Origin of the sequence: Clostridium sp. C8-1-8, from assembly GCF_009928445.1 — a bacterium.
In the GTDB taxonomy this organism is placed as follows: Bacteria; Bacillota; Clostridia; order Clostridiales; family Clostridiaceae; genus Clostridium_AR.
This window is the reverse complement of the sequence record NZ_JAABNO010000016.1, coordinates 89203-104451: the sequence shown is the minus strand read 5'-3', so window position 1 is coordinate 104451 and position 15249 is coordinate 89203. Positions and strand designations below refer to the sequence as shown.

Here is a 15249-nt window from a genome sequence, read left to right as displayed (position 1 = left end):
AAAAAATTCCTCCAATGCTATTTACTATATTTTTTTTCTATCTCAGCTATTTTTCCTATTCTTGTCGCATGTCTTCCACCCTCAAACTCAGAAGAAAGGAATATATCAACAATATCTAAAGCTAAGCCAGTACCTACTACTCTCTCACCTAATGCTAATATGTTAGCATCATTATGTTGTCTTGTAGCATGAGCACTAAAGGTATCACCACATACTGCAGCTCTTATACCAGGAACTTTATTTGCTGCTATGGATACACCAATACCTGTGCCACAAACTAATATACCAAAATCGAATTGTTTTGTCACTACTGCTTCTGCAACTTGAATAGCATAATCTGCATAATCACAAGATTCTTCCTTTAAAGTCCCAAAATCCTGAATCTCTATTCCTTTCTTCTTTAAGTGTTCTATGATTTCACCTTTAAGCCTGAAACCACCATGATCACTTCCAATTGCTATTCTCATAATTACACCTCCACAAATTTATAAAAAAAGAAGATGAGAGTATTATAAAATACCTTTATCTTCCTTTAATTTTATCAACACTTTCCCTATAATATTTTCTAGTTGATCATATGTCTTAGAATAAACATCAATAGAACCGCCGTATGGATCTGAAATATCTCCATTTACGCCAGCATACTGGGAAACTGAATAAACATTATTAGATTTTTCAGGGAAATTTGAGGATATTAAGTCCTTCATATGATTAGTCATAGTCAGTATTAAATCAGCACCTTTAATCATGTCCGCTGTAAGCTGAACCGCTGATCTCTTACTAATATCCATAGATAAGTTATTCATAACAAGCTCAGCTGAATGCTTAGAAGTTCTACTACCGGGAACTATAGATAGCCCTGCTGAATATGCTTTCACATTGTCTATATCACACTTATTATTAAATATTGCTTCAGCCATACAGCTTCTACAAGTGTTACCTGTACATACAAAAAGAATATTCATAATTTCCTCCACTCTTAAGCTTTTATTATATCAAACCCAGCAGCTTTTCTTAATCTATTCATTATTGCGAGGCCTATTCCATCTTCATCAAAACCTTCGCTAATAATATAGTCTACTGCATTATCATCAAACCTTCTCAAAGTCTCAAAAAGATTTTTTGCAACTTCTTCAATATTGTTTCTACTTCCCAATGAAATTATTTTACCTTGTTTATAAAAAGTTTTTGTTTCCTCAGTTGCCATAACACCAACTTGAAAACCTTTTTCTATATAATTTTGCACTATTTCATTTATTTTTTCAACACTTTTTTCTATCTCTCCTTCAACTATAGTCACCTTAGCCTTCGGAGCATAGTGTCTATACTTCATTCCAGGAGCCTTAGGCTTAAAATCTTCAGTAGGCTTTTTCATAATAGCTGAATCTACATATATATTCTCGTCTACTTCTCTGAGCATGTTTAAGGTCACTCCACCAGGCCTAAGTACACATGGTGGATTTACTGTACAATCAATTATTGTAGATTCTAACCCAACATTGCTATTAATTCCACCAATTATAAAATCTACTCTGCCTTCTAGATCTTCAACACATCTATGCACATCCGTTGGACTTGGTCTACCAGATATATTAGCAGAAGGTGCAGCTATTGGAGTTTTAGATTTTTTAATTAGTTCCAAAGCTATGTTGTCTTTAGGCATTCTTATACCTATACTCTTAAGCCCTGCAGAGGTGATTTCAGGAATAATATCCTTCTTATTTAATATTATTGTAAGAGGACCAGGCCAAAATCTATCCATTAACTTTTTAGCTACATTAGGGATATCCTTAACCAAGTATTCTATGTTCTTGTCAGCCACATGTACAATCAAAGGATTATCTTGTGGCCTTCCTTTTGCTACAAAAATCTTCTTAACAGCCTCTTCATCTAAAGCATTAGCTCCAAGTCCATATACCGTCTCAGTAGGAAAAACTACAGTTCCCCCCTTAACTATTGTGCTAGCAGCCCTATCAATATAGACTTCGCCTACTTTAATATCATCAATTATTCTTACCTCTGTCTTCAAAACAAACCCCTTCTTTCAAACTCAAATCTCCATCTGACCTCTTGCTATTTTTATATTTTCAATACTCAAATCCGTATACACTGCTTTAACACAGTTTTTATATACCAAATCCAATAGCTGATACTTTTTTAAACCACCATTTTTTATAATAGTAAAATAATAAATTTCTTCTGGCTTGATAAGTTTTATCTTTTTATACTCACTAGCAGCGTAAGGGTACTTCTTAAAAAAACTCTTTGTTATAGGTCTGATAAATTTGTTTCTAACTTTTAAAGTAGTTACAATTATTATCTCCATATTTTCATTTTTTCCCTCTGTGTGAACCAAAACAACCTTATCACATAAAATTACATTCTTTTTCTTTAGTATACCAGTATTTATTTTAAGCTTGTTATTTACGCATTGAAAATCAATCGCATTAATATTAATAACAATAAATATTGATATTAATATAAAAACTTCTAAAAAAATTAAATAACTAATATAAAATAATGTTGTTTTACCAAGAAGAAAAACAACTATAGGAAGAGTAACCAGAAGAAATAACATACTTGTCAAAAACCATCTATAGGACTTTTTCTGTTTTTTTATAGCTTTAGAGATATGCATCCATAGTTACTCCCTTTAGGTAATATTATTTAAGCCCTACATTTTCATGTAAGGCTTAATCTCATCGATTAAAAATCTGTATTTCCCATAGCTTTCATTTTCTCTGCCTGATCAGCAGTTATAAGCCCTTGAATCATTTCTTCCATATCTCCATTTAAGAATGAATCAAGTTTATATAATGTTAATCCTATTCTATGATCTGAAACTCTTCCTTGAGGATAGTTATAAGTTCTTATTCTCTCACTTCTATCTCCAGTACCTACTTGATTCTTTCTATCTTCAGCTATCCCAGCAGCTCTCTCAGCCTCAGCTCTTTCAAAAAGTCTAGATCTTAGTACCTTCATAGCTTTTTCCTTATTCTTAAGCTGTGACTTTTCATCCTGACATGAAACAACCAATCCAGTTGGAAGATGTGTTATTCTAACTGCTGAATCTGTTGTATTTACACACTGTCCACCATGCCCAGATGCTCTAAAAACATCTATTCTAATGTCTTTTTCACTTATATCTAGTTCAACGTCATCTACTTCTGGAAGAACTGCTACAGTTGCAGTTGATGTATGAATTCTACCACTTGATTCTGTATCAGGAACTCTTTGAACTCTATGTACTCCAGATTCAAACTTTAGTCTTGAGTAAGCACTGTCCCCTCTTAACATAAATACAACTTCTTTAAATCCACCAATGTCAGTTTCATTAGCACTCATAAGTTCAACTTTCCACCTATGATTTTCAGCATATCTTGTATACATTCTAAAAAGATTTGCTGCAAACAAAGCAGCCTCATCGCCGCCAGCACCAGCTCTAATTTCTATGAATACGTTCTTGTCATCATTAGGATCTTTAGGAAGTAACAATACTTGCAAATCACTTTCTAATGTTATCTTTTGTTCAGAGAGCTCTTTTATCTCTTCCTGAACCATTTCTCTCATTTCTCTATCACTTTCTTCAGCTAACATTTCCTTGTTTGTCTCTATCTCATCTAATACATCTTTATACTGTCTATACTTATTCACAACTATTTCTAATTCCGAGTGCTCTTTACAAAGCTTTCTCCACTCATTCTGATTAGCCATGATAGATGGATCTGATATTTTTACCGAAAGTTCATCATACTTATTTTCTATAAAGTTTAATCTATCTAATATCATCCTATCACTCCGTAATAATAAATTTCATATTTTTTTATTATATCATATATATTCCTATCAAATCAATAGGAAATAGTAACAGTGTCCTGTGTTATTTAACTGCTATCACTACTCTATCCAACGATGCTAGGTCCTTAACTATTTTAGCACTTTTAAAACCTTTTTCAAGTAGTAATTGTTTTACATCCTCACCTTGATCATATCCTATCTCAAACGCTATAGTTCCTTCATCTTTTAATACCTTTATACTATCTTCTATTATTTTTCTATAGAAGTCCAAGCCATCAGTACCTCCACTAAGCGCTATATGAGGTTCATAATCCTTAACATCTTCCATAAGCGTAGATATGACATCTTCCTTTATATATGGAGGGTTAGATACAATTATGTCATACATCTTATTTTCTTTTATAGTTTCTTCTAGCAGATTACTTCTTATAAACGTACACCTATCTTCTAATCCAAGCTCTCTAATATTTCTTCTAGTAACAAACTCTGGAACATCTTCTATATCTATAAAATCCACTTTTATATTTTCTCTGTTTTTTGCTAAGGCAATACCTATAGCTCCGCTACCACAGCACAAGTCACAGACATTGGACTGCTCCTTATCATTTATTATAGATAAAACTTCTTCGACTAAAATTTCAGTGTCTGCTCTAGGTATTAAAACACCTTGCTTAATATATAGCTCAACACCAAAGAATTCTGAGCTCTCTAATATATATTTTATAGGCATCTTGTTTTGCCTTTTTTCTATGAGATCATAAAATTCTTTACATTTTTCTTCTTCCACTAATTCTTCTCTGTGAGTGATTAGATATAGTTTATCCTTATCTATAACTTTTCCTAGTATTAACTGACAGTCTAGAACATAGCTATCTATAGAAGCTTCCTTAAGTTTTTCATTTCCTTTATTAAGTAACTGACCTATAGTTTCGTCATCTTTTATCCCCTCTGCAGCCTTAAGTGCTCTTATAGCAACTTCAATCTGATCATCATCAGGTTCTCTAGTTGTTAGGTTCTGAAGTTTAAGCCCTGGTGCTGCTATTATATGTGATAAAACACTTTCACTTTTACCTATCCATCTTATAAGCTCATAAGTGACTCCTGATACTAAAGGAAGCAATATCACTCTAGAAATAATTCTTTCAAACAATGAATTCCATCCTGTAAATGAAAAAGCAAATATGCTCACAAGCATAACCAAGAACATAAAGTTAGTACCACATCTAGGATGAAATCTTTGAAATTTTCTAACATTCTCTACAGTTAACTCCATTTCATTCTCGTAACAAAAAATAGTTTTATGCTCTGCCCCATGATACTGATACAATCTGTTAATATCCTCAAGCCTTCCTATTATATACATATAACCTAGAAGCATTATGACTCTTATTACTCCTTCGATTATATTTAAACCTATAACACCTAACCCTAGGTGCTTAAATAACGAAGTTATAGCAGTAGGAATAGCCAAGAATAATCCAACAGAAAATGCTAATGACAATATTAAAGTAAATCCCATTATTATATCATTGCTTTTATCGCCAAATTTATCCATTATCCATTTATCAAACTTTGAGGTTTCATCCGCATCTTCAAAGAAGGAAGCTGAGTAGTTTATGCATTTTATTCCTTCAACCATCGAATCTACCAAGGAAAAGAAACCTCTTATCACTGGAAGTGCAAATATTTTATGTTTCTTTGAAACTGGTACAGTATTTTTAAAATCCACTTCAATATGCCCATCAGGTGTCCTTACAGCAGTAGCAAGACCACTAACCCCACGCATCATAACCCCTTCTAGTACAGCTTGACCTCCAACCTTAGTCTTTCTCATATTAACCATTCCTTTATACTTCTATATTTTAGGCACTTTCTATTTTACTTCTGAGTGCTTGTATTTAATATAACAATCACCGCATAAAGATTCATATTCTACATCATCTACATTATCAATAGCTATCTGTTCACCTTCAAAAACAAAGCGACCATTTATTTTTCTTCCATTTAATATAGCTTTATTACCACAATTACATATAGTCTTCATTTCCTCAATACTATGAGCTATAAGTAGCAATCTTTTACTACCTTCAAACCCATTCATTTGGAAATCAGTCCTTAAACCATAGCATATAACAGGTATATCTTTAACAATAGCTATTTCAAATAATTGATCTATCTGATAACTTTCTAAAAATTGCACTTCATCTACTAAGATGCAATGGATGTTACTTTTTAATTCTATCCAGTTTGATACTTTTTCAAAAACATTTTCATCTTTTTTAATAAGTAAATCTACAGTTCTTTCTACACCTAATCTTGAGACCAGCTTGTCTCCTCCTTTTTTATCAGTAGAAGATTTTATAATTAATACATTCATTCCTCTTTCTTCGTAATTATGCGCTACCTGCATAAGATGAGTTGATTTTCCAGAGTTCATAGCGCCGTATCTAAAGTATAATTTACTCATAAAATAATCTCCTTTTTTCTACTAAACTGTTTGATATGATTATATCATTATATTTATATATATTCTATTTAAAGATACATCTATAAGTAGAATACTTCATGTTGAAATTCATTAAAGTAAAACTTTCTATTTTGTTTTTTATAATAAGATTATTTTACTTTCTTATTCCTAATGAGGTCAATTGGTAAAAGTACACATATTAACTTTAGTAACTTTGAAATATTCCTCTTACTGTCACTTGTTTAATTTTTGAATTTTAAAATTATACCAAATGTGACATTATCTATATAGCTTCATCACTGCTATTAATTCTTCACTTCATATTGACTCCAATATTATCTCATGCTATACTTTAGTAGTTGCAAATGCGACAGTAATATTTCGAAAGAGGTGAACAAGATGAGAGAAGGCATACATCCAGAATACCACAATGATGCTGTGGTTAAGTGCGCATGTGGAAACACATTTACAACTGGTTCAGTAAAATCAGAACTTAAAGTGGAAATATGCTCTAAATGCCACCCATTCTTCACTGGTAAGCAAAAGATCATTGACGTTGGCGGTAGAGTTGATAAATTCAAGAAGAGATTCGGTCTTGATAAGTAGCAATCTTGGGAAAGATATATTCTTTCCCATTTTTGTTACTACTTTAGGCATCTTCAAAAGATAACTATGATATATATAGTTATTTTTTGAAGATGCCTTATCTTCTTATAGCTATTCAATATAACTGATAGTTTATAATTAAAAAGTCAATCATATATGTATACGACTCCATATATATATTAAAAAAGCATGTATGTTAGGCTTAGTTCTGTATACACTCATAACCTAGTTTATAACTTCAGAAAGTTATAAATCTTTACGCTGCCAAAACAATACCCTTTTAATGGTATAAATGTTACAATATTAATATACTTAAACTTTTAAACTATATTATCTTATAAGCAAAGAGAGTGAAAACCATGAAGAAGCTTCTTATTTTAACAGCCTCTACTGGCCAAGGACATAACAAGGCTGCTGATTCCTTAGTCGAAACTTTTTCCATAGCTGGATACGAAGTTATTAAGCATGACTTTTTATATAATGATAGCAAATTTCTAAACAATATTATTGTGGGAGGATATGAGATATTCGCAACAAAGATACCTAATATCTACGGCAACTTTTATAAAGTAACCAATATTAAGACTACAAACTTACTTTTAAAGACATCATTTTGGAATACATCCAGGAAACTGCTAAAGTTTATAAAAGAGAATAAGCCGGATTTAATAATAGGCACTCATCCCTTTACAGTAAGTATAGTTTCAAGCCTTAAAGAAAAAAATCTTATAAGTCAGCCTTTTATATCTATAGTTACTGACTTTAAAGCTCATTATACTTATATTTCAAAGCATGTAGATGCCTATATAACTGGTAGTGAGTATACAAAAAAAGATCTAATCTCTCGTGGTATTGATGCTAAATTAATCTTCCCATATGGCATCCCCATAAGAAGCGAATTCTATTATAAAAATTCAGAGTATACTGAAGCGAAGGATTCTGATTATTTCAATATACTTCTAATGAGTGGAAGCATGGGATTGACAAATATATACTATGTACTTAAAGAACTGCTAAATAATTCTCACAAGCTTAGAATAACAGTAGTATGTGGAAATAATTCAAAATTAAAAAATAAACTTATTAAGACATATTCTCAATCAATAGAAAACAAAAAACTTCATATACTAGGATATACAAATGATATATCAGCTATAATGGACTATAGTGATATTATTATTTCCAAGCCTGGAGGTCTTACTGTCACAGAGTCAATAGCAAAAACACTTCCTCTTATTATACCTTTTGCTATACCAGGGCAAGAAACCGAAAATACAGAATTTCTAATAAATGAGAATTGTGCTCTATATGTTGATAAACTAAGTAATCTAAATCCTATTTTAGATGATTTAATAGAAAACCCTGAAAAACTAACTATCTTGAAGGAAAATCTCCTTAGAGTATCTAGTAACTTTTCTCTTAAATCAATAGTTACTTTATCAGATGAACTACTAGAAAGAACTCAAGTTTAGTAAATTATATTTTAACTCATAAAAAAACCATGCATAAGCTATCATTGCATAACTTATGTATGGTTTTAATTCTATAAGCTTTTATTCAATTTAAAAAAACTTCTTTAATATTTATCTGCTATTATTGTCCAATATACTTTTATCAAACATTTCTAAGAATTCTTTATTATTCTTAGTCTTCGAAAGAAGCGCTATTAATTTTTCAGTTATGCTTTCAACATTACCTTCTCTATACATAACCTTTCTTATAGCATATGCTGCTTCTTTTTCATCATCAGTTAATAGTAGATCCTCTTTTCTAGTTCCAGACTTATAGATATCAATAGCTGGGAATATTCTTCTTTCTTGAAGTTTTCTATCCAAGTGAACTTCCATATTACCAGTTCCTTTGAATTCTTCAAATATCATGTCATCCATTCTACTTCCTGTATCTACTAATGCAGTAGCTAGTATAGTAAGACTTCCGCCCTCTTCTATTTTTCTAGCCGCACCAAAGAACTTTTTAGGCATTATAAGAGCTCCTGGGTCCAAACCACCTGAAAGAGTCCTTCCTGTAGGTGTAATTGTTAAGTTATAAGCTCTTGAAAGTCTTGTCAAACTATCAAGAAGTATAACTACATCCTTACCATGCTCAACCATTCTTTTAGCTCTATCCAGTACCAACTGAGCTACTCTTGTATGGTTTATAGGCTCCTCATCAAAAGTGGAGTATATAACTTCTCCATTTATACTTCTTTGCATATCAGTAACTTCTTCTGGACGTTCATCTATTAGTAACACCATTAAGGTTACACCAGGATAATTTCTAGATATATTTTGAGCTATCCTTTTCAATAAAGTAGTTTTCCCAGCCTTTGGCGGCGCAACTATTATACCTCTTTGTCCCTTACCTATAGGAGATATTAGATCCATAAGTCTTGAAGATAAATCTTTTTCATTATTAGTTTCTAATCTTAATCTTTCATTAGGGTAAATAGGTGTTAAATTCTCAAAATATTTTCTACCAATTGCAGTTTCTGGTCTTTCTCCATTAACTTTTTCTACATATAATAGAGCCTTAAATTTTTCCCCTTCTTTTGCTTCCCTTACCTTACCTTCAATCTCATCCCCAGTTCTTAAATTAAATCTTCTTATCTGAGATGGTGATACATATATATCTTGATCTGAAGTTAAATAATTTCTACATCTTAAGAATCCAAAATTATTAGTTTCCATTATCTCAAGTATCCCTCTAGCAGAATTAGAGGTATTAATCATTTCTTTTAATCGTTCTTTCTTTTCTCCAGGATTTTCTTGCTGCTCTTCAGCCCCTTCAGTAGTACCAGCAGTTGCTTCAACAGGTTTTTCAACACTTTTTTCTACTGCTTTTTCTAAAGTTTGTTCTACTGGCTTTTCTTCTTTATTTGTTTCTATCGATGGCTTTGGAGCAATTTTTTCTCTAAGTTCCACACCATCTTTTTTTATAACATTAGGAGAACTCTTAACTAACTCTTCAATAAGTTCACTTTTTTTCTTTTTAGAAATATTTTTTATCCCTAAATCCTTAGCTAAATCTCTTAGCTCAGTTAGGGTTTTCTTTTCATATAATTCTGTTGTCAAAATGACACCTCCATATTTTTTTAAGGGAATCAGCAAAGGAAACGATAGAAAGGGAAAATAGATCCTCTTGATTTAAGTTTAATAGCCTGAAATATGTTTTAGAAATGATTAAACATCAAGGAATTTTCTTTTTCATATTTATCCTAAAATAACAAAGTTGTGTTTCAAACAAATACTATACGTAATATAATTAGCATTTATATTATGCTTTATTGAGCATATATTTTCAAGTATTTTTTTCATATATATAATTATTGAGTAATAGTCCTATTTTTATTCATGATTTTCTAATAATTTGCAACCTATAATATAAAACATATTATATCAACATCATTTATATGTGCTACCAAATACTGTTTTAAAATATAAAACAACCTATTTACAATATAAAGTTATTATATAACATAGAAAGAAAAAAGTCGCTGAAGCTACCTTTCTTCAGTGAGTTTTTTGCGCATCTGCCTTTCCGAATGTATATGAGAAAAATCTGGCAGGCGACATAATTTTATTTTTTTACTGTCCGCTCTAAATAGCTGTTCCAAGTCCTTAAAATTACTAGGTTTAGCTATAAAAAGTTTTATACTTTTCTTAACAGTAAAAAAGGTTTAACAAGGAATGTCTTGCTAAACCTTTTTTTATTATTTATTCATTAAAGCTGCATTTATGAAATCCTTAAATAGTGGATGAGGTCTATTTGGTCTTGATTTTAGTTCTGGGTGATATTGAACTGCTACAAACCAAGGATGATCTTCGATTTCTACAACTTCAACTAATCTACCATCTGGTGATGTTCCCGCTATTTTCATACCAGCAGCGGAAATAGCTGTTCTATATTCATTACTAAATTCATATCTATGTCTATGTCTTTCGTAGATTAATCCTTCTTCATAAGCAGCACGGGAATATGAATTCTCTTCTAGCTTACATGGATATAATCCTAATCTCATAGTTCCACCTAGATCTTCTACATCTTTTTGTTCCGGCATTAAATCTATAACAGGATAATTTGTTTCTGGATCTATCTCTGATGAATTAGCTCCAGTATACCCTAATACATTTCTAGCAAATTCTATAACTGCACACTGCATACCTAAACATATACCAAGGAAAGGCTTTTTATTCTCTCTTGCCCATCTTATAGCCTCTATCTTACCTTCTATTCCTCTATCTCCAAATCCTCCTGGAACCAATACACCATCTACTCCTGAAAGTAAGCTATCAACATTATCAGCTGTAACATCAACTGCATTTATCCATTCTATCTCAACTTTTGAATCATTGTATAATCCACCATGATTCAAAGCCTCAACTACTGATATATATGCATCATGAAGTTCTACGTACTTACCTACAAGAGCAATTTTAGTAATCTTAGAAAGATTTTTTATTCTATCAACCATTTGAATCCATTGAGTATTATCTATATCACAGCATCCTAAGTTTAACTTTTCCACAACCAACTTATCTAAACCTTCATTATGTAGTAAAAGTGGTACTTCATATAAATCTTCCGCATCAAGATTTTGAATTACAGATCTTCCATCTATGTTACAGAACAACCCTATCTTATTCTTCAAATCATCAGACAGCTCTTTTTCCGCTCTGCAAACAATAATATCTGGTTGTATACCTATTCCTGTTAGTTCTTTAACTGAGTGTTGCGTAGGTTTGGTTTTAAGCTCTCCTGCTTTCCCTAAGTATGGAACTAGAGTAACATGTATAAAACAAACATTTTCTCTACCAACTTCGTATTTTATCTGTCTTATTGCTTCTAAAAATGGAAGTGATTCTATATCTCCAACAGTCCCTCCAATTTCAGTTATAACAACATCTACATCTTTTTCTTTAGCAACTCTATAAACACGATTTTTAAGTTCATTAGTTATATGAGGTATTACTTGAACAGTTCCTCCTAAGTACTCCCCTTTTCTTTCTTTAGAAATAACAGACCAGTATACTTTTCCTGTAGTTACATTAGAATTCTTTGTTAAGTTCTCATCTATAAATCTTTCATAATGTCCCAAATCTAAATCTGTTTCAGCTCCATCATCAGTTACGAATACTTCTCCATGTTGGTAAGGACTCATAGTACCTGGATCTACATTTAGATAAGGATCAAACTTTTGAATTGAAACCTTTAGACCTCTATTTTTAAGCAATCTTCCTAAAGATGCGGCAGTGATTCCCTTTCCTAGTGACGAAACGACTCCTCCAGTGACAAATACATACTTAGTGGTTTTCTTGCTCATATTTCTTCCTCCTATGAATCTATTTTAAAAAACTATTGACTTTATAAAAAATCTTTATTATAATAATTATTACCCACCATTTAATATGGGTTTTTGTTGTCTTAAACACAATGATAGTATTTTATCACATATTAGAATCTTATTCTAGTCTTTTTTTTATGTTTTTAAAGCATTTTTTCTATTTCTTCTTCAACATATAAGTATTTATCTCTAAATTCTTTATTTATCAAGAACTTTTCTTCTGCTTTTTTCACATTATAATTTATGCTCCTAGAAGATTTTGCTTTTAATATATTCATTAATTCTTCTTTTCTCACGCAATCATACTTTTTCATAAGCAATAAAAACATATACTTATTTTCTCTACTTCTCAAGAAATCCTTCGACTGATTTATGTCAATGTCATAATAAGTACACAACAATTCTATTATTTTATAATATCTATCAATCATACATGCCCCTCACTTCATATCAGATTATTATTTGAACCTTAATAAGTACTACTAAAGATATAAAATATAGTAATTTTAAAGGTTCTATTAAATATAATCCTATTTCACCTTAATTATTGACACATATTCACTGAACTAAACGTACGTTCTACACCTTTCCTTCTAAAAGAATAAGCTTTTTTCATGTATCTTTGTGAAAGATTTAGACTTCATCAGGTATTCCTAGGAAATAAAAAAGTCGCTGAAGCGAACTTCTTCAGCGACTTTTGCATCCCAAATCTTTAAAGCTATACTAGAAATACTTTTATTTATTAGTTTGCTTTTATATTTATTTTCAACTTAGTACTATGGCTCTCCTGTCCACTTATACTCAAATCGTAATCTATAAGCACATCCCCGCCACGTTCATCCATATCTATTTTTAAACCTCTTGTATCTATTCTAAGTTCTAGCATACCATAAGGTGTATTATATAGACTTATTGAACTATTATCTTTTTGAAAATTCATAGTTGTAGCAGTAGTACCTTCTCTTTCTAGGGTAAGCATATCTGTTGTAATAGATATTTTAGTCTTAGTTCCTTCCATACCTGAAATTTCTGTTTCGTCATAAATAGCCTCATATCCATCTTCAGTAATAAAAAACTCTCCTGGAGTTACAACTTCAATAAGATCATCGTTATCTGATGGTACCTGACTGCTTGCAATAGAAATTATAGCTTTTTTTTTCATAGCGACCTCCTCGCTTACATAATATCATCACCTAAACTATCCTGTCTGTTTGTATATTAACTTATTAATACGACTAAACTTAGATAAGTATGTAGTAAGCATAAAAAAATTATTAAACCATATAGATAGTTTAATAATTTTAATAACTTTATTCAAGATTATTTTTTCTTAGTTATATTATCAAACACTTCTTTTACCTTAAAAGTAAATATAACCTTATCTTTATCCTTACTTTTCTGGTTGTTAACTTCCTCATATTCCTTATCTGTAAGCACTCTTTTCATCTGCTTTTCTGTTTGATTGTATGATACTTGTCCCTTTGTTATGTCTATAAAACACAGCGGTGGAAACATAACACACCACCAGTTTTGCCCCTTTCCTTCACCAATTATAACTCTGTAAGCCTCATAGTTTCCTTGAGGTAATGTAATGTTTCCATAGGTTTTAACCGGAAAGTTTTCATGATCTAATGTGCTACTTACTGAATAACTATATCCATTATCCTTTATGACCTTAGCCGCTATCTGCTTAATTTTCTCATCATTTTCTTTAAGAATCTTTCTTGACTCATCTATTGACTTTGAATCCTTTAGTTTAGGTGATATATAATTTAATATCTCATCTCTAACTTTAAGTTTAAGTTCTTGGTCCTTTTTATCATCACTATTGGCAATTACATGAAATCTTATCAACTTATCCTTTATATCGTTACTTACTAAACTTCCATCCTCTTGACCATATACAGTTATCTTGTTAAGAGTACTATACGCAAATACCCCCAAAGTTAAAGAGAAAATAACCGTTACTATTAATAATACTTTTTTCATAAAAATCAACCCCCTGACAATAGTAATTATTGCCAAGGGGCTTTTTCTTTATACATATTTACAAATATAAAATTATAATATTTTATATTGTTCTAGTTATATAAACATCTCTGTATCTTTCTTTCATTGTATCGTAGCAGCTTTGAGCTTTTACCATATCCTCAAAAAAAGCAAATACGGTTGGACCACTACCACTCATCAAAGCACCTAAAGCTCCTAAATTCATCATGCTTTCCTTAATACCTTTAATTAAAGGATGCTTTCTTATAGTTACATTCTCAAGAATATTTTTCATATTCTCAGAAACATATTTTATGTTACCAGACTTCATCTCATGAATTATATTGTTAACCCTAGGATGCCTGTATATTCGCTTTATATCCAACATTCCATAAACTTCTTTAGTTGAAACACCAAATGGTGGTTTTACTATAACCAAGATATAATTTTTAAAAGGTCTTAGCGGCTTTATAATTTCACCAATTCCCTCACAAAGTGCTGTTCCCCCTTTTATACAGTAAGGAACATCAGCACCTATCTGCAGCCCTAAGCTCATCAATTCCCCTTCGGTAGCATTAATCTTGAACACTTCATTCATTCCCTTAAGCACTGCCGCTGCATCAGTACTACCGCCTGCCATTCCAGCAGACATAGGTATCTTTTTAGTTATATTTATTTTAACACCACTATTCAGGTTATATCTTTCTTTAAAGAGTTTGGCTGCTTTATAGCATAGGTTCCTACTGTCAGTTGGTATAAACGGATTATCGCAAGTAATTACTATATCTTCAGAACTTTCATTTTCATTTATATCAACGATGTCATATAAATCTACGGTTTGCATTATCATTCTTAACAAATGGTATCCATCTTCTCTTTTACCAACAACATCCAAGGCTATATTAATTTTAGCATAAGCTTTTAGTATCATCTCTTTTCAACCCTTCCCCTTATTCTATAATAATTATATATTTTATAATTATAAATGCAATAAAAAATTCGCTGAAGCGGTTTTCTTCAGTGAATTTTTTTGCGCATCTGCCTTTTC

The 15249-nt window shown here is 31.2% G+C and carries 15 protein-coding genes; 2 read left to right on the top strand and 13 right to left on the bottom strand.

The features are described 5' to 3' along the window. Nucleotides 1-17: 17 nt before the first annotated feature. The 7 genes from rpiB to GXK57_RS16125 form a co-directional block, all read right to left on the bottom strand. On the bottom strand, nt 18-467 hold the full coding sequence (rpiB, locus tag GXK57_RS16155) for a ribose 5-phosphate isomerase B (RefSeq protein WP_160678365.1): 450 nt from the start codon (nt 465-467) through the stop codon (nt 18-20). Nucleotides 468-509: 42 nt separating this feature from the next. Then, nucleotides 510-965 carry a low molecular weight protein arginine phosphatase gene (locus GXK57_RS16150; RefSeq protein ID WP_160678363.1) on the bottom strand — a complete coding sequence of 152 codons (456 nt, stop codon included), beginning with the start codon at nt 963-965 and terminating at the stop codon, nt 510-512. A gap of 14 nt (nt 966-979) precedes the next feature. After that, entirely contained in the window at nt 980-2029 is a 1050-nt protein-coding gene (locus GXK57_RS16145) for an L-threonylcarbamoyladenylate synthase (RefSeq protein ID WP_160678361.1), read from the bottom strand. Between the two features lie 21 nt (nt 2030-2050). After that, nucleotides 2051-2638 carry a hypothetical protein gene (locus GXK57_RS16140; protein WP_160678359.1) on the bottom strand — a complete coding sequence of 196 codons (588 nt, stop codon included), beginning with the start codon at nt 2636-2638 and terminating at the stop codon, nt 2051-2053. 68 nt (nt 2639-2706) lie between these two features. Beyond that, nucleotides 2707-3789 carry a peptide chain release factor 1 gene (gene prfA / locus GXK57_RS16135; protein ID WP_160678357.1) on the bottom strand — a complete coding sequence of 361 codons (1083 nt, stop codon included), beginning with the start codon at nt 3787-3789 and terminating at the stop codon, nt 2707-2709. A 91-nt stretch (nt 3790-3880) separates the two neighbouring features. Continuing rightward, nucleotides 3881-5632, bottom strand: coding sequence for a peptide chain release factor N(5)-glutamine methyltransferase (gene prmC, locus GXK57_RS16130; RefSeq protein WP_160678355.1), 1752 nt, complete (start codon nt 5630-5632; stop codon nt 3881-3883). 39 nt (nt 5633-5671) lie between these two features. After that, nucleotides 5672-6265: a thymidine kinase gene (locus GXK57_RS16125; RefSeq protein ID WP_160678353.1), complete on the bottom strand. Its 594-nt coding sequence runs from the start codon at nt 6263-6265 to the stop codon at nt 5672-5674. A 399-nt stretch (nt 6266-6664) separates the two neighbouring features. On the opposite strand from GXK57_RS16125, the gene rpmE reads away from it, so the two are divergent. Both rpmE and GXK57_RS16115 read left to right on the top strand, forming a co-directional pair. Further along, nucleotides 6665-6871, top strand: coding sequence for a 50S ribosomal protein L31 (gene rpmE, locus GXK57_RS16120; protein ID WP_128212234.1), 207 nt, complete (start codon nt 6665-6667; stop codon nt 6869-6871). 359 nt (nt 6872-7230) lie between these two features. Further along, a complete protein-coding gene (locus tag GXK57_RS16115; RefSeq protein WP_160678351.1) occupies nt 7231-8343 on the top strand; it encodes a glycosyltransferase in 1113 nt (370 codons plus the stop codon). Between the two features lie 111 nt (nt 8344-8454). Here GXK57_RS16115 and rho read toward each other — a convergent pair whose 3' ends face one another. From rho to ispE, 6 genes are all read right to left on the bottom strand, one after another. Continuing rightward, nucleotides 8455-9942: a transcription termination factor Rho gene (rho, locus tag GXK57_RS16110; protein WP_160678349.1), complete on the bottom strand. Its 1488-nt coding sequence runs from the start codon at nt 9940-9942 to the stop codon at nt 8455-8457. A gap of 638 nt (nt 9943-10580) precedes the next feature. Further along, nucleotides 10581-12191: a CTP synthase gene (locus GXK57_RS16105; RefSeq protein WP_160678347.1), complete on the bottom strand. Its 1611-nt coding sequence runs from the start codon at nt 12189-12191 to the stop codon at nt 10581-10583. A 164-nt stretch (nt 12192-12355) separates the two neighbouring features. Next, complete coding sequence (locus tag GXK57_RS16100; RefSeq protein ID WP_160678346.1) at nt 12356-12643, bottom strand: hypothetical protein; 288 nt, start codon at nt 12641-12643, stop codon at nt 12356-12358. Between the two features lie 311 nt (nt 12644-12954). After that, entirely contained in the window at nt 12955-13374 is a 420-nt protein-coding gene (locus GXK57_RS16095) for a DUF1934 domain-containing protein (RefSeq protein WP_160678344.1), read from the bottom strand. Nucleotides 13375-13532: 158 nt separating this feature from the next. After that, the gene (spoIIR, locus tag GXK57_RS16090) at nt 13533-14201 is read right to left on the bottom strand and encodes a stage II sporulation protein R (RefSeq protein WP_160678342.1); all 669 of its coding nucleotides are present in this window, start codon (nt 14199-14201) and stop codon (nt 13533-13535) included. An 82-nt stretch (nt 14202-14283) separates the two neighbouring features. Continuing rightward, nucleotides 14284-15132 (bottom strand): 4-(cytidine 5'-diphospho)-2-C-methyl-D-erythritol kinase, encoded by an 849-nt coding sequence (gene ispE / locus GXK57_RS16085; RefSeq protein ID WP_160678340.1) that lies wholly within the window; start codon nt 15130-15132, stop codon nt 14284-14286. Nucleotides 15133-15249 lie beyond the last annotated feature (117 nt).